At 74.4% G+C, this 19,979-nt stretch carries 16 protein-coding genes; 7 read left to right on the top strand and 9 right to left on the bottom strand.

All coding sequences use genetic code 11. From position 1 onward, the window contains the following. Positions 1 to 97: 97 nt before the first annotated feature. From IEZ06_RS12420 to IEZ06_RS12430, 3 genes are read right to left on the bottom strand one after another with little or no spacing between them, the layout of a single operon-like run. A complete protein-coding gene (locus IEZ06_RS12420) occupies positions 98 to 1,000 on the bottom strand; it encodes a carbohydrate ABC transporter permease (protein ID WP_229798015.1) in 903 nt (300 codons plus the stop codon). Further along, entirely contained in the window at positions 1,000 to 2,010 is a 1,011-nt protein-coding gene (locus IEZ06_RS12425) for a carbohydrate ABC transporter permease (RefSeq protein ID WP_189236832.1), read from the bottom strand. Before IEZ06_RS12425 ends, IEZ06_RS12420 begins: the two co-directional genes overlap by 1 nt. Positions 2,011 to 2,012: 2 nt before the next feature. After that, positions 2,013 to 3,329, bottom strand: coding sequence for an extracellular solute-binding protein (locus IEZ06_RS12430; protein ID WP_229798046.1), 1,317 nt, complete (start codon positions 3,327 to 3,329; stop codon positions 2,013 to 2,015). A gap of 232 nt (positions 3,330 to 3,561) precedes the next feature. Here IEZ06_RS12430 and IEZ06_RS12435 point away from each other — a divergent pair, with 232 nt between their 5' ends. Then, entirely contained in the window at positions 3,562 to 4,743 is a 1,182-nt protein-coding gene (locus IEZ06_RS12435) for an ROK family transcriptional regulator (protein WP_189236834.1), read from the top strand. Positions 4,744 to 4,903: 160 nt separating this feature from the next. Here IEZ06_RS12435 and IEZ06_RS12440 read toward each other — a convergent pair whose 3' ends face one another. Beyond that, positions 4,904 to 6,211 (bottom strand): FAD-binding oxidoreductase, encoded by a 1,308-nt coding sequence (locus IEZ06_RS12440; RefSeq protein ID WP_189236835.1) that lies wholly within the window; start codon positions 6,209 to 6,211, stop codon positions 4,904 to 4,906. Between the two features lie 253 nt (positions 6,212 to 6,464). Here IEZ06_RS12440 and IEZ06_RS12445 point away from each other — a divergent pair, with 253 nt between their 5' ends. Further along, a complete protein-coding gene (locus IEZ06_RS12445; protein WP_229798017.1) occupies positions 6,465 to 7,403 on the top strand; it encodes a LysR family transcriptional regulator in 939 nt (312 codons plus the stop codon). Between the two features lie 133 nt (positions 7,404 to 7,536). Then, positions 7,537 to 8,181: a M15 family metallopeptidase gene (locus IEZ06_RS12450; protein ID WP_189236836.1), complete on the top strand. Its 645-nt coding sequence runs from the start codon at positions 7,537 to 7,539 to the stop codon at positions 8,179 to 8,181. A gap of 139 nt (positions 8,182 to 8,320) precedes the next feature. Here the strand turns inward: IEZ06_RS12450 and IEZ06_RS12455 are convergent, their stop codons facing one another. The 5 genes from IEZ06_RS12455 to IEZ06_RS12475 are packed head-to-tail and all read right to left on the bottom strand — an operon-like array spanning position 8,321 to position 15,419. Then, positions 8,321 to 10,159: a N,N-dimethylformamidase beta subunit family domain-containing protein gene (locus IEZ06_RS12455; RefSeq protein WP_189236837.1), complete on the bottom strand. Its 1,839-nt coding sequence runs from the start codon at positions 10,157 to 10,159 to the stop codon at positions 8,321 to 8,323. Next, the gene (locus IEZ06_RS12460) at positions 10,156 to 11,586 is read right to left on the bottom strand and encodes a condensation domain-containing protein (RefSeq protein WP_189236838.1); all 1,431 of its coding nucleotides are present in this window, start codon (positions 11,584 to 11,586) and stop codon (positions 10,156 to 10,158) included. Before IEZ06_RS12460 ends, IEZ06_RS12455 begins: the two co-directional genes overlap by 4 nt. Then, complete coding sequence (locus IEZ06_RS36255) at positions 11,586 to 11,978, bottom strand: acyl carrier protein (RefSeq protein WP_229798019.1); 393 nt, start codon at positions 11,976 to 11,978, stop codon at positions 11,586 to 11,588. Before IEZ06_RS36255 ends, IEZ06_RS12460 begins: the two co-directional genes overlap by 1 nt. Then, entirely contained in the window at positions 11,971 to 12,153 is a 183-nt protein-coding gene (locus IEZ06_RS12470; protein WP_068896942.1) for an MbtH family protein, read from the bottom strand. The genes IEZ06_RS36255 and IEZ06_RS12470 overlap by 8 nt, the downstream gene beginning before the upstream one ends. After that, a complete protein-coding gene (locus IEZ06_RS12475; protein WP_189236839.1) occupies positions 12,150 to 15,419 on the bottom strand; it encodes a non-ribosomal peptide synthetase in 3,270 nt (1,089 codons plus the stop codon). The genes IEZ06_RS12470 and IEZ06_RS12475 overlap by 4 nt, the downstream gene beginning before the upstream one ends. Before the next feature lie 362 nt (positions 15,420 to 15,781). Between IEZ06_RS12475 and IEZ06_RS12480 the strand changes: the two genes are divergently transcribed. From IEZ06_RS12480 to IEZ06_RS12495, 4 genes are all read left to right on the top strand, one after another. Further along, positions 15,782 to 17,383: a class I adenylate-forming enzyme family protein gene (locus IEZ06_RS12480; protein ID WP_189236840.1), complete on the top strand. Its 1,602-nt coding sequence runs from the start codon at positions 15,782 to 15,784 to the stop codon at positions 17,381 to 17,383. Further along, positions 17,380 to 18,651 carry a condensation domain-containing protein gene (locus IEZ06_RS12485; protein WP_189236841.1) on the top strand — a complete coding sequence of 424 codons (1,272 nt, stop codon included), beginning with the start codon at positions 17,380 to 17,382 and terminating at the stop codon, positions 18,649 to 18,651. The genes IEZ06_RS12480 and IEZ06_RS12485 overlap by 4 nt, the downstream gene beginning before the upstream one ends. Before the next feature lie 70 nt (positions 18,652 to 18,721). Further along, on the top strand, positions 18,722 to 18,961 hold the full coding sequence (locus tag IEZ06_RS12490) for a phosphopantetheine-binding protein (protein WP_068896938.1): 240 nt from the start codon (positions 18,722 to 18,724) through the stop codon (positions 18,959 to 18,961). Positions 18,962 to 18,970: 9 nt separating this feature from the next. Further along, complete coding sequence (locus tag IEZ06_RS12495) at positions 18,971 to 19,909, top strand: thiamine pyrophosphate-dependent dehydrogenase E1 component subunit alpha (RefSeq protein ID WP_189236842.1); 939 nt, start codon at positions 18,971 to 18,973, stop codon at positions 19,907 to 19,909. Positions 19,910 to 19,979: the final 70 nt, after the last annotated feature.

Raw genomic sequence — 19,979 nt, forward strand, 5'->3', positions numbered from 1 at the left:
AGGTGGGGAGGTCACGTGGGGGCCGGTACGGCGCGGGCCCTGTCGTCGGGCGCGGGCCGTACCGGCGCTCTGCTGGATGCGGGGCTGGGCGCGGGGATCAGCCCTTGACGGCGCCCGCGACGAGGCCGGAGACCATCCGCCGCTGCACCAGGAGGAAGAAGACGACGACCGGGATGGTCATCATCGTGGAACCGGCCATGATCGCTCCCCAGTCGGTGCCGCGCTGCCCGAAGAAGAACTGCAGGGCGACGGGCATGGTGTAGCCGGAGGAGTCCGACATGAGGATGAGGGCGAAGATCAGCTCGTTCCAGGCGGTGATGAACGAGAAGATGCTCGTCGCCACCAGGCCGGGGGCCACCAGCGGGAACAGGACCTTCCAGAAGGTCGTGAACCGGCTCGCGCCGTCGATCCAGGCGGCCTCCTCCAGGGACTTGGGCACCGCCGCGACGAACGTGCGCAGCATCCAGATGCCGAACGGGAGGGTCAGGCCGACGTTGATCACGATCAGGCCGAGCAGCTGGTCGTAGAGGCCGAGCCGCTTGACGTTGAGGAAGAGCGGGATGAGCAGCGCCTCGGCCGGGATCATCTGGACGATGAGCAGCAGGACGAGGAAGGAGGTGCGGCCCCGGAAGCGGAACCGGGAGATGGCGGTGGCCGCCAGCAGGGCCAGCACGGCTCCGATCAGCACGGTGCCCAGGGCCACGATCGCGCTGTTGCGCATGTAGACCCAGATGGAGTTCCCGGCCACGCCCTCGGTGAGGATCCGCTCCACGTGGTCGAAGGTGATCTCCGTGGGGATCGGGATGAAGTCCGTGGTGAAGATCTGGTCGTTCGTCTTGAGGGCGGTGGACACCATCCAGTACACGGGGAACACCGCGAACAGGAAGACCAGCACGCCGGCGGTGTTGAGCCCCGCCCGGCCGAGCTGCTTGCGCCGCTTGAGCCTTCTGGCCTGCGCGGTCCGCCCGTCGAGCGGGGCGGGCGTCTTCAGGGCGGTCATCACATCTCCTCCGTCTTGACGATCTGCCGGACGTAGAGGGACGTGACGACGAGCAGGAGCAGGGTCAGCACGACGGCGATGGCCGCGCCGGTGCCCATCTTCGGCGGGCTGCGGAACGCCTCGGCGAAGGAGAACATCGACAGGTTGAAGGCCTCGCGGTTGGTCGGTCCGTTCATGAGCACGTAGAGCTGGCTGAAGACCTTGAAGTTCCAGATGATCGACAGGATCGTCAGCACCGCGAAGACGGGCTTGAGCAGCGGGAACGTGATCTTCCTGAAGGTCCGCCAGGCGCTGGAGCCGTCCACCCGGGCCGCCTCGTACAGCTCGGCGGGGATGCCCTTGAGGCCGGCCAGCACCGAGACGGCGATGAACGGGAAGGACGCCCAGACGACGGTGATGATCAGCACCAGGTAGGTGGAGAGCGCGTCGTTCAGCCAGGGTTCCCCGGTCCAGTCGGCCCGGCCGAACAGCAGCCGGGAGAACCAGTCGGGCAGCAGGTTGAGCCCCCAGTTGATCATCCCGGCGTCGGCGTCGAAGAGCCAGCGCCAGATGACGCCCTGCGCGACCGGCGGCACCGCCCACGCGGACATGATGCCGACGACCACGAACGTGGACATCCGCTTGCTGAGCCGGTTGAGCAGGGTGCCCACCGCGGTGCCCAGGATCAGGGTGAGGCTCACCGTGACGACGGCGAACCCGACGGTGTTGCGGAGCGAGGACCAGAAGATCTCGTTGTCGAAGATCTGGGTGTAGTTGTCCCAGCCCACCCACTCGGCGGGCACGCCGCGGATCTGGCGCAGCCCCACCTTCTGGAAGGACATGACGACCATCTGGAACAGCGGATAGAGCAGCAGCGCGGCGATGACCAGCAGGCCGGGGACGAGCAGGACGTACGGCACGACCCAGGCGGGCAGCCCGCTCGCCTTGGCCGGGCGCTGGGAACTCTGGCGGCGCCGCCCCGGGGCGGGGGAGGCCCCCCCGCCCCGGGCGATCGTAGACGTGTTCGTCATGGTTACTGCTGGTTCAGGATCGTTTCGAGCTCGCCGTTGGCCTTGGCGAGGGCCTCGTCGATGCTGGCCTTGCCCTCGATGACGGACCGGGCGGCGTTCTGCAGCACGGCCTTGGTCTCACCGGCCTCGGTCCAGTTGGGGTCGGCCGGCAGGGCCTTGGCCTTGGCGAAGGCCTCGGCGAACGGAGCCTGGGCCGGGTCCTCGCTCAGCTTGGCCAGTGCCTCGGGGTAGACCGGCAGCAGGCCGCCCTCGGTGGCGTACCTGGTGGCCCACTCCTTGTTGGTGGCCAGCTTCACGAACTCGGTCGCGAGCTCCTTGTTCTTGGCGTCGTTCCAGACGGCGATGTCGTTGCCGCCGAAGAAGGACGGGGTGGCGCCGCCGGCCTTGGCGGGCAGCGCGAAGAACCCGAGCTTGTCGCCCTTGAGCTTGCCCTTGCTGTCCTCCTCGATCCCGGGGAGGTCCCAGCCGGCGGTCAGGTACATGCCGACCTTGTCGTTGGCGAAGCGGCGGCGGATGTCGACCGTGTTCTGCGTCAGGCGGGACTTACCGGACAGGCCCTCGGTGACCAGGCCGGTGTAGGTGGTGAAGCCGTTCTTGAAGGCCGGCTCGGTCAGCTTGCCGACCCACTTGTCACCCTCCTTGACGGCGTACTCGCCGCCCTCGGACCAGGAGAGCGCCGCCAGCAGGTGGTTGGCGTCGGAGCCGCCGTTGAAGGCGAAGCCGTCGACGTCCTTGCCCTTCTCCGCCTGGATCTTCTTGGCGGCGGCGACGACCTCGTCCCAGGTCTTCGGGATCTCGATGCCCAGGTCGGCGAACCAGTCCTTGCGGTAGAGCACCGCGCGGGAGCCGGCGCCCCACGGCACGGCGTAGATCTCGTTGTCGATGGTCTCCAGACCGAACAGGTTCTTCGGGATCTGCGCCTGGTCGCCGGTGCCGACGATCGGGGTGATCGGGTGCAGGGCGTCCTGGCTCTGCCAGAGCGGCACCTGGTCGTTGCCGATCTCGGTGACGTCCGGGCCGGCGCCGCCCGCGGCGGCCGCGGTGAACTTGTCGTTCACCTGGGGCCAGGGGATCCACTCCACCTTGACCTTGGCGCCGGTCTGCTGCTCGAAGGCGGCGACCAGCGCGTCGGTGTACTTCTGAGCGGCCGGGTTGCTGTCTCCGAGGCGCCACATGGTGAGCGTCTCGCCGGCGAACTTGGGACCCGCGGCGGAGGCCCCGGCCGTCGGGTCGGCGCTCTTGGCGGGCTCGCTGGAGCTACACGCGGCAAGGCCCAGGGCCAGGGCGGCGGTGGTGGCCGTCGTAACGGCGATCTTCATGATCTTCACTTGGGGGTTCTCCCTTCCCGGCTTCGCGTCGGGGTCGCGCTTCGGGCGGCGGCGCGGTCCCCATGCCGTGCCGTACCTGGTCGAAGACGCCCTCCATACGGTCGGCGCTCTGGCATCCCGAGGCGTTCTCCTGCACTTGCCTGCGGGCTGACTGCGGCTAAACTAACAAGAAACTTTCTTAAAAGAAACGATCGTTAGCGGATCGTGACGGGGGAGGCAGACCGTGCCCAGACGTCCGGGGACACCCCGGTTGCTGCGCCAGCTCAACGACCGGGCGGCGCTCGAACTCCTGCTGTCCGGCGGTCCGCTCACCCGCGCCGAACTGGGAGAGCGGACCGGCCTGTCCAAGGTAACCGCAGGCCAGCTCCTGTCCAGACTCCAGGAGCGGGAACTGGTCTCGGTGGTCGGCGAGCAGGCCGGGGGACGCGGCCCCAACGCCGCACTGTACGGCGTGGTGCCCTCGTGTGCCTACGTGGCCGGCCTGGACGTGCTGCCCGACCGGATCAGCGCGGGGATCGCCGACATCACCGGCGAGCTCGTCGCCGAGGTGACCGTGGACCTCCCCGGGGAGCCCGGCGGGGAGCAGGACCCGGTCCGGCTGGTGCGCGGCGCCGTCCGCAGGGCCTGCGCGGCGGCGGGCATCACCCGCTCCCGGCTGCGCTCCTTCGTGATCGGCACCAAGGGCGTCGTCGACCCGCGCAGCGGCGACGTGAGCTTCTCCCTCGACCTGCCGTCCTGGCACGGGGGCGTGCTCACCGAGCTCCGCCGGGGGCTGGGCATCCCCGTGGCGATCGAGAACGACGTGAACCTGGCCGCCCTGGCCGAGCGCGAGTGCGGTGCGGCCTTCGGGGTGGACGACTTCGTCCTGGTCTGGGCCGGGGTCGGGCAGGGCCTCGGCGTCATGCTCGGCGGACGGCTGCACCGCGGCTTCACCGGGGGCGCCGGTGAGATCGGCTGGCTCCCGGTCCCCGGCGAACCGCTCCCGACCGACGTGAGCGAGCCCCAGTCGGGCTCCTTCCAGCGCCTGGTCGGCGGGGACGCCATCACCGGCCTGGCGGGCGCGTACGGCCTCGGCGGTGACGGCGGAGACTCGGTCGGCGAGCACGTGCGCACGGCCGTCGCCGAGGGGGCCGAGGGCTTCCTCGACGAACTGGCGGGCCGGCTCGCGGTGGGCGTGGCGGCGGTGGCCGTGGTCCTGGACCCCGGCCTGATCGTGCTGGGCGGCGACGTCGGCAGGGCGGGCGGGCCGGCCCTGGCCTCGCGGGTGGAGGAGGCCGTGGGCCGGGTCTGCCCGACCCGGCCCAGCGTCGTGGTGACGGAGGTCGAGGGCAACCCGGTGCTCCGCGGCGCCCTGGTCTCCGCGCTCCACCAGGCCCGCGAGGAGGTGTTCTCCGACACCGTCTGAACCCGGCCCGCGGCCCTGCGGCCTGTCCTCCGGCGGGCGCCCGCCGGACGCCAGCCGGACGCTCCGCTGGACGCCCGCCGGGCGGTCGAGTCGCGGCCCCGTCCCGTCCCGTTCCGGCCGGGCCGGGCCTGGACGGGCCGGGGCCGGAGAAGCCGGCTGCTCAGCCGAGGACGGGGAAGTTGCTGCGGAAGGCGCTGTGCGGGTCGTGGCGGCGTTTGACGTCGCGCAGGCGGCTCAGCGCGGCCGGGGCGAAGGCGTCGGCCGCGGTCTCGCCGGGGCCGAGGAAGGTGAACGGCTTGCGGCCGCTCACCGGGAGGGCGCCGGAGAGCTCGCGCTGCCTGGCGGTGACCGCCCCGGCCGTCGCCGGGTCGGCCGGCACGCCGAACAGGTAGAGCGCGTAGGGCTCGGTCAGCGGGCCGTGCGGGCTGTCGGACGGGCGGGCGAACGCCCCGCCCAGATGGCGCAGCTGCACGCTCATCAGCGGGGCGATGGGATCGGCCAGCAGCGTCTTGGCCGCCGCGTCGTCCAGGCCGGTGAGCAGTTCGCCTCGCGAGGAGCCCGCACCCGGATCGGTGGGCTCGGCGGTGATGGTGCCGAGTTCGGCGACGGTCATCGTCCGCCTGCCGTCGGCGAGCGGGCGGGGGAGGCGGTCCAGCGGGCTCAGCAGCTCGCGGGCCTCGGCGGCCTGGCCGAGGTGGGTGGCGTCCACCGCGACCATCGGGTCGGAGCCGGGGAAATGCAGCAGGTCCAGCCAGAGGGTCAGCTCGTCGGGGGCGGTGGCGGTGATCTGCCGGTACGCCTCCATCACGGCCGCGGCGTGCTCGATCGGCCACAGCACCCGCCCGCCGTACAGGCCCGGCGCGCGGTGCAGGGACAGCTCCGCGGCGGTGACGATCGCGAAGTCGCCGCCGCCGCCCCGCATCGCCCAGAACAGGTCGGGATCGGTGCCGGCGGTGACGCGCCGCTGCCGTCCCTCGGCGTCCACGACGTCGAACGCGGTGACGCTGTCGGCGACCCAGCCGTGGGCGCGGCCGAACCAGCTCAGCCCGCCGCCGAGGGCGACGCCGGTGACGCTGACGACCGGCGAGCTGCCGGGCAGGCCGGTCAGGCCGTGCGGCGCGGCGGCGGCCTGGAGACGGCCGGAGGACAGCCCCGCGCCGACGCGGGCGCGCCGGGCGGCGGGGTCGATCTCCAGGGCGTCCAGCCGCCGGGTGCGCAGCAGGATCGCGCCGTCCAGGTCTCCGGTGGCGCCGTGGCCGTTGGGCTGGGCCGAGACGGTCAGGCCGCGCGCACGGGCGAAGCGGACCAGCGCCGCGACGTCGGCGGCGTCGGCGGCCTCGACCACGGCGGGGACGGACTGCTCGACGGCCAGGTTCCAGGGACGTCTGGCCTGGTCGAAGCCGTCGTCCCCGGGTAACAGGACCCGTCCGCGGACGTGGGTGCGCAGGTCGCTCAGCTTGTCGGTCATTTCTCTCCGATCCGGGCGGTGGGTTGGGGACGGCGGGCAGGTGCCGGGCCGGGCCGGGCCGGAGCGGTATGTCCGGGGTCTCGGCGCGGTCCCGCGACTCCCGGACGACCGCGTCCACCCCGGCGGCCGGAGCGGCCAGGGCGCACTCGCCGGTGACGTGCATCGCCGCCCCCGTTCGGGTCACAGGGGTGTTCGAGTGGTTCCACCCTCTTCCGGGGCGATCGGCCGATCAATGGGACCTTGTGCAAGGATCGTGAAGCCTGAATTAACGATCCGGAGGGGCGGCATGCTGGAGCGGCACGAGATGGAGGCGTTCCTCGCTCTCGCCGAGGAACTGCACTTCGGCCGCACCGCCGACCGCCTGCACGTGTCCACCGCCCGGATCAGCCAGATCATCGCCAGGCTGGAGCGCCGCGTCGGGGTTCCGCTGTTCAACCGCACCAGCCGCCGGGTGGAGCTGACCGCGGTGGGACGGCGGCTGCACGAGGAGGTCCGCCCGGCCTGGGAGCAGATCACCGCCGCGTTCGAGCGCGCGGTCGAGACCGGCCGCGGCCTGACCGGGAACCTCCGGGTCGCCTTCGTCGGCGCGGCGGGCGGGCAGCTCCTGGCCGGGGCCGCGGAACTGTTCCGCCGGCGCCGCCCCGACTGCGACGTCCTGCTCCGCGAGGCGCAGATGGCCGATCTCATGTCGTGGCTGCGTGACGGGCGCGTCGACCTCGCGCTCGGCACCTTCCCCGTCGACGAACCGGACATCGCCACCGGACCGGTCCTGGTCTCCGAGCCCCGCATGCTCGCCGTGCCCTCCCGGCACCCCTTCGCCCGCCGCACGTCGGTCTCCCTCGAAGACCTGGCCGCGGTGAAGCTGCTCCAACTGCCGGACACCCTGCCCGGCTCGCTGCGTGCGGACCGCACCCCGCGCACCACCCCCGGGGGGCGGCCGATCGAGCCCGGGCCGTCGGCCTCGACGTTCACCGAGATGCTCACCCTCATCGGCACCGGCCACGGTGTCTTCCCGGTCGGCGCCCACGCCAGGCGCTACTACGCCCGCCCCGACGTCGCCTACGTCCCCATCGGCGACGCCCCGCCGCTGCGCTGGGGGCTGCTGTGGCGGGCCGACGGCGCCACCGCCCGCGTCCGCGCTTTCGGCCAGGCCGCGCAGGACCTGGTCGGCGGGACCGAGGCCGCGACCTGACCGGTGGTCGCAGGGCCGCCGGACGGCCTGCCGGCGGTGCACGGGTCAGAGATCGAGAAGGGCGGCGGGACGGCCTCCCGGCGGCGGTGCACGGGTCGAAGATCGAGAAGGTGCGGGTGGGAGAATCGCGGCTATGCGCGACATCGTTCTGATCTCCGACTCCCGCGTCGCCTCGATCCCGGTCGAGGAGAACGGCGAGCCGCTGGTCGACGTGCGGGGGCGGCTGCGGGTCGACGGGCGGCCCGCCGATCCGGACGGGGCCTTCGCCCACCTCCGGCGGGGGCTGCTGCTCCGGCTGGAGGAGGCGCAGGCGCAGCTGCCCGCGGGTCACCGCCTGCTGGTGGTGGAGGGGTACCGGCCGATCACGGTGCAGCGGCGGATCTTCGAGGATTACTCGGCCTTCCTTGAGATGAAATTTCCGGATATGTCGTCTGAGTGGATCCGGTCCGCGGCGAGCCGCTACGTCTCACCGGTGGAGGTCGCCCCGCACACCGCGGGCGCGGCGGTGGACCTGACCCTGTGCACTGAGGACGGCGCCGAGCTCGATCTGGGCACGCCGCTCAACGCCACCCCGGAGCAGAGCGACGGGGCCTGCTACACCGAGGCGCCGGGCCTGTCCGCCGAGGCCCGCCACCACCGCAAGCTGCTCGGTGCCGCGCTGGAGTCGGCGGGCCTGGTCAACTACCCCACGGAGTGGTGGCACTGGTCCTACGGCGACCGCTACTGGGCGATGGCGACCGGCGCCCGCGCCGCCCTCTACGGCCCCCGGCCGCTCTGAGCCGCCGGGCCCGCCCCGGGGCCCGCGCGGCCGCTCCTTCCTCGTACGGCCGCTCCTTTCCGTGCGGCCGCTCCTTCCTCGTGCGGCCGCTCCTTTCCCGTGCGGTCCCGCACGGATCCGCCCGGCCGGGGAGCGCGGTTCAGCCGGGGAGCGCGGCGCGCCAGCGCAGGGGGAGGTCGGGGGCGGCGGCGACCAGCCGGCCGGCGTGCGCCGCCAGCGCGGTGGCCCCGCCCGAGTCGCACAGGTCGGCCCACTCGGCCGGGGCCGCGAACGGCAGGCGGGTGCGGATCCGGCCGTCCGCGCAGGCGGCGTAGAGACGGCCGTTCATGCCGGTGAGGGCGACGACGCCCGGAGCGGGGCCGACGGGCCGCCACGAGCCGCCGTCGGCGGGACCCGAGTGCCACAGGAGCTCTGCGGCGGCCGTGAACAGGCCGCCGTTCACCATGGCCAGGCCGACCGCGCCGGCGGGCGCCCCGCCGAGCGCGGTCCACGAGCCGTCGTCCTCCCGCCGGACGAGGCGGTCGCCCGAGGCCAGGCCGTACAGGGCGACGGGATGGGCGGCGGTCGCCTCGCGGGGGACGGCCAGGGCGGTCACGCCGGGAGCGGAGCCGGCCTCGCGCCAGCGGAGGTTCTGGCCGCAGACGTCCCGGGTGAGCAGCGAGCCGTCCGGCGCGACGCCGTACAGCGCCGGGCCGGCTCCGTACACCGACGAGCCGGCGGCGGTCAGCGCGCGCAGCGGGCGGGCCGGGCCGATCGCCTCCCAGCCGCCCGCCGGCGCCGACAGCCGGTCCAGCACGTTGCGGGTGATGCGCTCCACGGCGGGATCGTGCAGGGTGTTGCCCCAGTTCACGGTGGCGGCGGTGAACACCGTTCCCGCACCCAGGCGCAGGGCGCCCATGGTGGCCATGCCGCCCTGGCCGTACCGGGCCCAGTGGCGCAGGTCCGCGGTGGCCAGGACGACGAAGGAGGGCGGCGTGCCGTCGCGGCCGGTCGCCAGCGGCACCCCGTCGACCTCGGTGAAGTCGCACGCGTCGGTCTCGTAGCCGATCGCGCCCTGGCCGAACTTGTCGCCCTCGCCCAGGCCCGTCCCCTCGAACGCCCAGTGCTCGGGGAACCGGACGGTGTAGGACTCGTCGTGCATCCGCTGCATGTACGGTCCCCAGGTCCCGGCGCCGCGCCGGAAGCTGACGCCGATCAGGGCGTTCTCCGGCCGGCCGACCGGGTCGGCGGACCACTCGACCGTGGTCAGCGCGGGGTCCGTCGCGGCCACCGGGTCGGTCACGGCGTCGCGGTGGCAGACCATGGTCCGCCCGCCGTCCTCCAGGCGGAACTGCCACCAGCAGGTGTTGCCGGAGAACACCGCGAGGTTGCCGCCGCGCCGGACGAACTCCTCGACGCTGTCGCGCATGCCCGCCGACCAGTACTCGTCGTGGCCGTTGACCACCAGCAGGCGGTAGCCGGACAGCAGGTCGCCGCCGTCGTGCAGGTCGAGCGCCGAGCAGTAGTCCACGTCGTACCCGGCGGGCCCGAGCCAGCGGATCATGCCCTCCTCCCAGCGCTCCGGCGGCGGGCCGCCGCCCGGCCGGTCGAAGGAGACGCGTGCGGCGCGGGCCGGCTCCTCGGACCAGTAGAGCGACTCGCCGGGGATCCCGGCCCGGTTGTAGGCCTGCCAGGTCGGGAACGGGATCGACAGCAGGATCGACGAGCGCGGCCGGGCGGCCCGGACCGCGAAGTACACCTCCGACTCGCCCTCCCCGGTGGCGAAGACGGCCCGGTAGAGCGAGCTCGCCCAGCCGGACGGCACCTCGAGGGTCCAGTGCGGGCCGTCGAACGCCCCGTCGAGCACGCTCCGGCCGGAGGCGGTGTCCTCGACGGCCACCGAGCCGCGCAGCGGCGCCCGCGAGGTGTGGGACAGGTGGAAGCGGAGCCGCTCGCCCTGGGCACGGGAGGTGGACTCGGCGTAGGCGCAGATCGTCATCCGACGGGCTCCAGGACGTCGCGGAAGGCCGCCTCCACCAGCAGCGACTCCAGGCCGAGCAGGTAGCGCTCCATCGCCGGGCGGGGCAGGAAGCGGGTGTCGGCGGTGAGCGAGACGCCCAGCCCGCCGGGTTCGCCGGTCACGTGCAGGCAGAACCGGCAGTTGAGCCGCTCCTGGCTCAGCGGCCAGGACAGCGCCGTGTCGGCCAGGGCCCGCCGTACCTCCGCCTCGTCCGGGGAGGCGTCCGGCAGGTCGGCGAAGCGCAGGTCGTTGAAGCAGCAGTAGGGGTGGACCGGCGTGCCGCGCTCCCGGCTCGCCTCGGCCGTCAGGCGGTCGCGGTCGCGCGGGTCGTGGTAGGCCGAGCGGTAGGCGCGCAGCGCGGCGGGCCCGGCCGCCCTGAGCAGCTCGGTGAAGGGGCCCCGGTCCAGGTCGAGCACGAACAGTCCCTCCTGGGAGAGCGTGGTGACCGCGTTCACGGTGTCGCCGCGGAAGCGGTTGCCCACGATCGGCAGCATCGCGCAGACGCCGTGCCCGGTCACCGCGCCGACCATCGCGGACGCGGCGGCCAGCAGCACGGTCGAGGTGCTCGCCGACTGCACGGCGGCGATCCGCCGCACGGCCAGGTCCATCGCCCGGGAGACGATCTGCGCCCGCCAGATCGGCGGGTCGGCGGCGGCGTCACCGGCCGGGCGGCCGAACATGGTCGGCGGGACGCGCCGGTACTCCTGCTCCCAGTGCCCGGCCGCGATCCCGGCGACCCGCCGCCCGGCCCCGGACTCCTGCCAGCGGGCCAGGTCCAGCGGCTGCGGCGGAGGGGGTCCGGGGACCGAGCCGCGGAGCAGCAGCAGCCGCAGGTCGCGCAGGACCACCTCGGCGCCGAGCCCGTCGGCGGCCAGATGGCAGAAGACCAGCACGATGTGGGTCACCTCGCCGCCGTCGACGACGAGCCCGGCCCGGAGCGGCCACTCGGCGGCGTAGTCGAACGCGGTGGCCGCCAGCTCGTCGAGGAGCCGGTCGGGGTCGCCGGCCGCGACCGCGACCGGGAGCGCGCCCGCCGCCTCCAGCACCTGGTACGGCCCGGCCGTCCGGTACGGCTCCCCGTGCTCCCCCGCCGGGTGTGGTCCGGCGGTCCGGTACGGCTCCGCGGATCCTCCGGCGGCGTGCGGGGGCGGCCCGGACCGGCCCGGCCCGGGCTCGTCCCCGCCCAGGCGGGTCCGCAGTGACTCGTGCCGGGCCACCAGCGCGCCGAGCACCTCGGCCGCCCGCGCGGGGGTGAGCGGCCGGGCCCGCCCGGGGACCGCGAGCACCCGGCCGAAGTTGAAGTAGCGGTCGTCCGGGGCGGTCCTCACGATCGTGTCCCAGATGGCCCGCTGTCCCCAGGTGAGCGGAGCCGTCCCCGCCCGGCCCCCCGCGAACCGGATCTCCATCAGCGGATCCCGGAGAGGTGGCGCTCCAGGGCGTCCAGGTCGTCCAGCGCGCCGATCCCGGCGGAGGACAGGTCGAACTCGATCCCGAACTCGCTCTCCACCGCGTCGATGAGCCGCATCTGCGCCAGGGAGGTGAAGCCGAGCGCGGTCAGCGGCACCTCGGCGGCCAGCGCCTCCCCGGCGGTGATCGCGCCGTCGGAGGCCGAGGCCACCATCTCGGCCAGGCGCTCCCTGGTCACGCCGGTCACGCGCCGCGCCGTCGCGCCGTCACCCGTCACGGCGTCGTCGGCCGTGCCGTCACCGGTCACGCGCCGCGCCGCCGTGCCGTCACCGGTCACGGCGTCGTCGGCCGTGCGGTCGTCGTCCACCGTCCGGGTCGTCTCCTCAGGCACCGCCGGCTCCTCTCACGCTGAGCGGTCGCAGGTCCGTCCAGACCCGCTCGATGTGGGCCAGGCACTCCTCCCGGTCACCGGAGAAGCCCTCCGCCCGCCAGCCGTCCGGCAGTTCCCGGCCGGACGGCCAGATCGAATACTGTTCCTCGTGGTTGACCACGACGAGATGACTCATGCCTGGTTCCCCGCTTCCATGAGGCGTCGCGCCTCCTCTTCCGGCAGTGCGGCCAGCTCGGCGACCAGCAGCTCCTCCACCTCGGCGGCGAGCCCGGCCACCGTGCTCCGCGCGAACAGCGTGCGGATCGGCACGTCCACCTCGGCGAGCGCGCGGATCCTGGAGACGACCCGGGCGGCGCTCAGCGAGTGGCCGCCCAGGGCGAAGAAGTCGTCGAAGGCGCCGATCCCGGTGACGCCCAGGACCTCGGCGAAGACCTCGGCCACCAGCTCCTCGGCGTCGCCGCGCGGGGCGACGTGCTCGCGGACCGGGGCGGGCGGCTCGGGCAGCGCGGAGCGGTCGACCTTCCCGTTGGGCGTCAGCGGGAGCGCGTCCACCACCGTGAGCACGCCGGGCACCATGTAGCCGGGCAGCTCCCGGGCCAGGCGCTCCCGGAGGAGGCCCGGCAGGTCCCGGTACGGGTCCGCGGCGTCTGCGGCGTCTGCGGCGTCTGCGGCGTCTGCGGCGTCTGCGGTGTGCCCGGTCGCTCCGGTGCCCGCGGCGGCTCCGGCTCCGGCGGCTGAGGCGGTCCCGGCGTGCCCGGCGTGCCCGGCGGCTCGGGTCGTCCCGGCGTCGGCATCGGATCCGGTCCCGGTGCCCGGCACCGGATCCGGGACCACGTACGCGACCAGGAGGTCGCCGCGGACGGCCGCGACGGACTGCCGGACCCCCGGGCAGGCGTCCAGCACGGCCTCGATCTCGCCCGGCTCGATCCGGTGGCCGCGCAGCTTGACCTGGTGGTCGGTGCGCCCGAGGAACTCCAGGGTCCCGTCGCGGAGCAGCCGGACCCGGTCGCCCGTCCGGTAGCGGCGGGAGCCGCCCGGGCCGGGGACGAACCGCTCGGCGGTCAGCGCGGGGCGGCCCAGGTAGCCGGTCGCCACCCCGGCGCCGCCGATGAGCAGCTCGCCCGGGGACCCGATCGGGACCGTCTCGCCGGCCGCGTCCACGACGTGGACCGTGGTGTTGGCGATGGGCCGGCCGATCACGATCCCGCCGGGGTCGGCGGACACCTCCCAGGCGGTGGACCAGACCGTCGTCTCCGTCGGGCCGTACACGTTGACCAGGCGCTCCACGCGCGGGCGCAGCTCCCGGGCGAGCCGGGGCGGCAGCGGCTCGCCGCCGGTGAGCGCCGTCACCCGGGGCAGGTCGCCGGTCAGCAGCACCCGCCAGCCCGACGGGGTCGCCTGCACGTGGGTGACCCCGGTCTCGCGGACCAGCCGGGCGACCTCTCCGCCGTCGACGGCGGCCCCGGCGTCCGCGACCACCACCCGGCCGCCGGTGACCAGCGGCAGGTACAGCTCCAGCGCGGAGATGTCGAACGAGAGGGAGGTCAGCGCGAGCCACACGTCGCGCGGGGTGGAACCGACCAGGGAGCGCATCGCCAGCAGGAAGTTCACCAGCGCCCGGTGCGGGACCGCCACCCCCTTCGGCCGCCCGGTGGACCCCGAGGTGTACAGCACGTACGCGGTGTCGCCGGGGCGGGGCGGAGCGACCGCCCCGGGGGCGTCCGGTGCGGGGGGCAGGTCGTCGAGGGAGGTCAGCACCAGGGCGGCGGCCGAGTCCTCGAGCACGTACGCGACGCGGGCCTCGGGATAGCCGGGGTCGACCGGCAGGTAGGCCGCGCCGCTCATCGCCGTGCCCAGCAGGGCGGGGAGCAGGTCCGCGCCGCGCTCCATCCGGATCGCGACCAGGGAGCCGCGGCCGACGCCCGCGGCGGCCAGCCGGGCGGCGACCCGCGCCGCGCGCGCGGCCAGCTCCGCGTAGGTCAGCGTCCGCGCGCCGCAGACGACCGCCACCGCGCCGGGGGTGGCCTCGGCCTGCGCCAGCACCAGGTCCGCCAGCGTCGCCTCGGGCAGGTCCGCGCCGGTCGCGTTCCAGGCGTCCAGCAGGCCCAGCTCCGCCTCCGGCAGCATGCGCAGCGCGCCCACCGGCAGGTCGGGCTCGGCGACGGCCGACGCGAGCAGCTCCTGGAAACGCTCGACGAGCATGACCGCGGTCTCGCGGTCGAACAGCTCGGTGCTGTAGATGACGGTGCCGTCGAGGCCCCCGTCGGGGGCGGGGGCGATGTCCACCGACAGGTCGTGGCGCGCCGGGTGCCAGCCGTTCGGGAACGGGACCGCCGCCAGGCCGGGCAGCGGGTCGGCGTCCTCACCGTGGGTGTGCAGGGCGAACATCGTCTGGAAGACCGGGGTGCGGCCGAGGTCGCGCGGCACGTCCAGTTCGCTCACCAGGCGCTCGAACGGCACGTCCTGGCGGGCGAGCGCGTCCAGCACCGAGCGCCGGGTGCGCCGGAGCAGCTCGGTGAAGGAGGGGGCGCCGGACAGGTCGCAGCGGACGGGCAGCGTGCTCGACAGGAAGCCGATCATGGATTCCAGCTCGACGCGGTCGCGGCCGGCCGACGGGGTGCCCACGCAGAAGTCGTCCTGCCCGGTGTGCCGGGCCAGGAGCACCTGGTAGGCGGCGAACAGCACCATGTACGGCGTGCAGCGCGCCCGCCGGGCGAGCGCGGCGATCGCGGCGGCCCGCTCCGGGGCGATCCGGAAGCCGAGCGCGTCCCCCGCCCAGGAGCGCCGGGCCGGGCGCGGCCGGTCGGCGGGCAGGTCGAGCGGGGGGACCCCGGCCAGGCGGGCGGTCCACCAGCGCAGGTCGTCGTCCGTCCAGCGCCGCTCGCGGGCGTGCTCGCCGTACTGCAGGGGGAGGGCGGGCAGCGGTGCGGCGCCGCGGCTGCCGTAGTGGGCGGCGACCTCGGCGCGCAGCACGTTGAGCGACCAGCCGTCGCTGTTGATGTGGTGCACGACCACGCAGAGCACGTGGTCGTCCGGGCCCAGCTCGACCAGCGTGACCCGGAACGGCGGCGCGGCGGTCAGGTCGAAGGCGGTGTTGGTCAGCGAGGCCACCAGGTCGCGGGCCTCCTGCTCGCCCCGGGCGGCCAGGCGGTGGACCACCACGGTTGCGGGCGGGTCGACCACCGCCACCGGCTCCCCGTCCACCTCGCGGAAGCGGGTGCGCAGGCTCTCGTGCCGGGCCGCCACCGCGGTGAACGCGGCGGCCAGGGCGGTCTTGTCAAGAAAACCTTTCAGACGGTAAACATAGGAGGTGTTGTAGCTCGGATCGCCGGGATCGAACCGGTGAAGGAACCAGAGCCGTTGCTGGCCGTGCGAGAGCGGACGCTCCGCGGCCGATTCGGCGGGGGAGCCGCCGGGGAAGGCGGTCTCTGGCTGGGGCACGGGGGGCTCCTTGGGCGAAGTCGGGCTCGCGTCCGCCCGGGTGCGTGGAGGAGCGGGAACGCTGACGCCCGCTCTGCAGCTGTTTGCCCAGTTCTTCTGGGTTACCGGCGGGTCACCTTTTGGAAAGAAACTTTCCGGTTAGATATGGCTCGCCAGTTTTACACCTCCGTTCCGGGTCCGCAAGACCCGCCGGGGCAAGGGTTCGCGGTTCCGCGCGCGCTCCGGAGATGGGGTCTTGTGCGCTCCTCTCGATCATGTAAGACTGTCGCCCGGATTTAAATAGTAAAGATTCTTTTCTGTTGTGACCGCGACGTTCGCGCGCATCTGGGTCACATACATCCGACCTCTATGGGGAGGTTCACATGGTGAACCTGACCGTCACCCAGCTGCTCGGAGACCGGGCGCTGGCCGACCCCGACGGGGTCGCGCTGATCGTCCAGGGCTCGGCGCCGCTGACCTACGGCCAGTGGCACGAACGGTCCACCGCCGTCGCGAACGGCCTGGTGGAGCGCGGCGTGGCCCGCGGCGACCGGGTGGGGCTGGTCTTCGGGAACGCCGACTGGGCCGACTACGCCGTGGCGTTCTTCGGCGTGCTCAAGGCCGGGGCCGCGGCCGTGCCGCTGTCCGACCGGTCCGCCGCCGCCGACCTGCGCTTCATGCTCGGGCACTGCGGCGCGGCCGGGGTGGTCCACGCGGAAGGGGCCGAGGTCCCCGGCGACGGCCGCTGGACCGTGACACTGGACGGCCTGCGCGCGCAGACATCCCACGAGTCGGCGGACTCCGCCTCCGGCGATCCCGTCCCGGCGCTCCCCGGGCCTCCGGGTTCCGCGCCCGGCGGCCCCGCGCGGGTCCACGCCGGACCGCCCGGTTCCGCGCCCGGCGGCCCCGTGCCGACCCGCGGCCGGCTCCCCGAGCCCGCGCCCGGCGACCTCGCGCAGATCCTCTACACCTCGGGCACCACCGGCCGGCCCAAGGGCGTCTCGGCCACCCACGCCAACCTGGCGCACGGCTGCGGCGCGAGACGCCGCCCGTTCGCGCACTCCCGCCACCTGGTGCACGCCTTCCCGATCGGCACCAACGCCGGCCAGACCATGCTCGTCAACGCGCTGGACGCCTGCCCCGCCGTGGTGACCCCGCCCCGCTTCACGCCCGGCCGCTTCGCCGCGCTGATCGAGGAGTACCGGGCCGGGACGGTCTTCCTCGTCCCGGCGATGGCGATCGAGCTGCTCAACGCGGGCGTCGCGGAGCGGTACGACCTGTCCAGCGTGCTGCTGCTCGGCTCCGCCGCCGCGCCGCTGCCCGCGGCGGTCGCCGAGGCGCTGACCCGGGCCTTCCCCAGGGCGGCGATCGCCAACTACTACACCTCCACCGAGGCCGCCCCGGCGCAGACGATCATGATGTTCGACCCGGAGCGGCCCGGCAGCGTGGGCCGGGCGGTGGCCGGGGGGCGGGTCAGGATCGCCACCCCGCACGGGGAGCCGCTCCCGCAGGGCGAGACCGGCGAGGTGTGGATGCGCTCCGCGGCGGCCCCGCGCTCCTACTACGGGGACCCGGGCAGCGGGACCTTCCGCGACGGCTGGATCCGGATGGGCGACCTCGGGCGCCTGGACCCGGACGGCTACCTCTACCTCGTCGACCGGGAGGGCGACGTGGTGAAGTCCGGCGCCTACAAGGTCTCCACCATCCACGTCGAGGAGGCCGTGTTCGGGCACCCGGCCGTGGTCGAGGCGGCCGCGTTCGGGGTGCCGCACCCGGTCCTGGGAACCGTCGTCGCCGTCGCCGTGGTCGTCCGCGAGCCCCTGACCGCCGCAGAACTGCGGCTCTTCCTCGCCGACCGGCTCGCGCCGCAGGAACTGCCCGCCCACGTGGTCGAGGTCGCCGCGCTGCCCCGCAACGCGGGCGGCAAGGTCGACAAGCGGGCGCTGCGCGAGAGCCCGGGGTCCGCGGAACGGGCCCCCGCGTGAGCGCCGCCCGGCCGGACCGGCCGCCCCGGACCGCACCGCGGGGAGCCGAGGCCACCTTCCTCCAGCAGGGCATGTGGGTCACCGAGCAGACCACCGGGGCGGGCACGGCCTACCACATGCCGCTCCTGGTCCACCTCCGCGGCGACCTGGACGCGGACGCCCTCACGGCGGCCTGCGCGGCGGTCGTGGAGCGGCACCCGGTGCTGGGCTCCGTCGCGGCCGAGTCGGGCGGCGGGCTCCGGCTCGTCCCCGGCGCCCCGGTGCCGGTACGGCGCGGCGCCGGAGCGGGACCGATCGAAGGGGACCCGGACGACTGGCCCGAGGCCGTACGCGAGGAGGTCTTCGCCCCGTTCGACGTGGACGGCGGGCCGCTGGCCCGTTTCACCCTGTACCGGACCGGCCCCGGACGGCACACCCTGGCGTTCGTCGCCCACCACCTGGTCTTCGACGGTCACTCCAAGGACATCCTGGTGGCCGACCTCGCCGCGCTGTACAACGGCGGGCGCCCCGCGCCGCCGCCCGCGCTCGACCACGGCCGGGCCGAACGCGAACGGGTCGCCGCGGAGATCCCGGCCGCCCGGGAGTTCTGGACCGGGCACTGGCGCGAGCCCGGTGAGACGGTGGTCCGCGGCCGGGCGCTGCGCTCCCGGCGGGCGGCCGCGGGCCGTACGCTCCGCTTCCGCGCGCACCTCGCGCCCGTCGCCGGGCTGACCCGGTTCGAGACGCTGCTCGCCGCGCTGCACACCCTGCTGGCCGGGTACGGCAACGACGACGTCACCACGGCGGTCGACCTGTCCACCCGGCCCGCCGAGGCCGCCGGGCACGTCGGCGTGTTCGTCAACGAGCTCCCGGTCGCCTCGCGACCGGGACCGGAGGAGACCTTCGGCGGGTTCGCCGCGAGGCTGCGCGCCGGGCTGCGGGAGGTCTACCGGTTCCGCCGGGTCCCGCTGAGCCGGGCCCTGCCCCGCCTGCGGCCGCACGCCGCGCTGGCGCCCGTCTCGGTCAGCTACCGCGCCCGGACCCTCCCGGACCCGGTCTTCGCCGGACTGGACTGCGCGGTGGACCGGACGGTCCCCAACGGCTCCGTCCGGGGGGCGCTCCACCTGCAGTGCGCGGACGACGGGCCGGACGGCCTGGCCGTCGCCCTGCGCCACGACCCCGCAGAGCTGCCGGACGCCCGCCCGGTCGCCGACGACCTGCGCCTGCTGCTGGAACGGGCCGGCCGCGACCCCGGCCTGCGCCTGCGCGACCTGGCGGCCCCCCGCTGAACGCCCGCCGCCGACCCCCGCGCCCCGCCGGACCGCCGACGGGGCGCCGTACGACCACCTGGAGAACGAGATGGCTTCCGTCACCACCCTCAACGAGCAGATCCGGGAGATCTGGGAGGAGGTCCTGGGCATCTCGCCGATCGACGACCACGACGACGTCTTCGACCTCGGCGGACACTCCCTGACCATCACGCAGATCATCGTCCGGATGCGCAAGCGCCTCGGCGTCGACGTCGAGCTGGACGACTTCTTCGACAACCCCACCATCGCCGGGATCGTCGCGATCCTCGGCGGCGACCGAGACCGATGACCCGGACCGATGACTGAGACCCTCGCCCCCGTCCCGGTGACGAGCCCGGCGCGGCTCTCCCGGCTGGCCGACGACGACCTCGCGCTGCTCCTGCTGATCCGGCACTTCGAGCTGGAACTGCTCCGGCTGTACGGCGCCGGCGAGCTGAACGGCACCACCCACACCTGCCTGGGCCAGGAGTACGTGCCGGTGGCGCTGCGCCCCCTGCTGCGACCCGGTGACTTCGTGTTCAGCAACCACCGCGGCCACGGCCACTACCTGGCCCGGTTCGGCGACGCGCACGGGCTGCTGGCGGAGATCATGGGCCGGGAGGGCGCGGTCTGCGACGGCGTGGGCGGCAGCCAGCACCTCCACCGGGACCGCTACCTGTCCACGGGCGTGCAGGGGGAGAGCCTGCCGGTCGCCGCCGGGGTGGCCCTGCACCTGCGGCGCACCGAGCCGGGGACGCTGGCCTGCGTCCACATCGGCGACGGCACCTGGGGTGAGGGCGCGGTCTACGAGGCGCTGAACCTGGCCGCGCTCTGGGACCTGCCGCTGCTGGTGGTGGTGGAGAACAACGGCATCGCCCAGTCCACGCCCACCGGCGCGCAGCTCGCCGGGACCATCGCCGGGCGGGCCGCGGCGTTCGGGATCGGCCACCACCTGGTCGTCTCCACCGACGTCAACGAGATCCGCCCCGCCCTGGAGCCGCTGGTCGCCCGGGTGCGGCGCGGCCGGCCGCTGGTGGTGGAGTTCCGCACCCACCGGCTCGGCCCGCACAGCAAGGGCGACGACACCCGCCCGCCCGAGGCGGTCCGCGCGGCCCGGGAGCACGACTGGTACGACCGCTACGCCCACGACCACCCCGGCCACTTCCACCCGCTCGACGCCCGCGCCAGGGCGCTGGTCGAGGGCGTCGTCGCGGAGGTCTCCGCCCGGCCGCCGTCGAGGTGGTCGCCGTGCGAGTAGCGCAGGACCTCGGCGGCGCGAGGCGGTCGCCGTGCCGTACGGCAGGGAGTCCCCGCACCGCGGGGTGGTC

Origin of the sequence: Planomonospora antibiotica (assembly GCF_014647955.1) — a bacterium.
GTDB lineage: Bacteria > Actinomycetota > Actinomycetes > Streptosporangiales > Streptosporangiaceae > Planomonospora > Planomonospora parontospora.

Bases quoted from the DNA above. Each gene is read 5' to 3' on its own strand.
- IEZ06_RS12420 (WP_229798015.1), bottom strand. From the start codon at position 1,000: ATGACCGCCCTGAAGACGCCCGCCCCGCTCGACGGGCGGACCGCGCAG.
- IEZ06_RS12425 (WP_189236832.1), bottom strand. From the start codon at position 2,010: ATGACGAACACGTCTACGATCGCCCGGGGCGGGGGGGCCTCCCCCGCC.
- IEZ06_RS12430 (WP_229798046.1), bottom strand. From the start codon at position 3,329: ATGAAGATCGCCGTTACGACGGCCACCACCGCCGCCCTGGCCCTGGGC.
- IEZ06_RS12440 (WP_189236835.1), bottom strand. From the start codon at position 6,211: ATGACCGACAAGCTGAGCGACCTGCGCACCCACGTCCGCGGACGGGTC.
- IEZ06_RS12450 (WP_189236836.1), top strand. From the start codon at position 7,537: ATGCGCGACATCGTTCTGATCTCCGACTCCCGCGTCGCCTCGATCCCG.
- IEZ06_RS12455 (WP_189236837.1), bottom strand. From the start codon at position 10,159: ATGACGATCTGCGCCTACGCCGAGTCCACCTCCCGTGCCCAGGGCGAG.
- IEZ06_RS12460 (WP_189236838.1), bottom strand. From the start codon at position 11,586: ATGGAGATCCGGTTCGCGGGGGGCCGGGCGGGGACGGCTCCGCTCACC.
- IEZ06_RS12470 (WP_068896942.1), bottom strand. From the start codon at position 12,153: ATGAGTCATCTCGTCGTGGTCAACCACGAGGAACAGTATTCGATCTGG.
- IEZ06_RS12480 (WP_189236840.1), top strand. From the start codon at position 15,782: ATGGTGAACCTGACCGTCACCCAGCTGCTCGGAGACCGGGCGCTGGCC.
- IEZ06_RS12490 (WP_068896938.1), top strand. From the start codon at position 18,722: ATGGCTTCCGTCACCACCCTCAACGAGCAGATCCGGGAGATCTGGGAG.
- IEZ06_RS12495 (WP_189236842.1), top strand. From the start codon at position 18,971: ATGACTGAGACCCTCGCCCCCGTCCCGGTGACGAGCCCGGCGCGGCTC.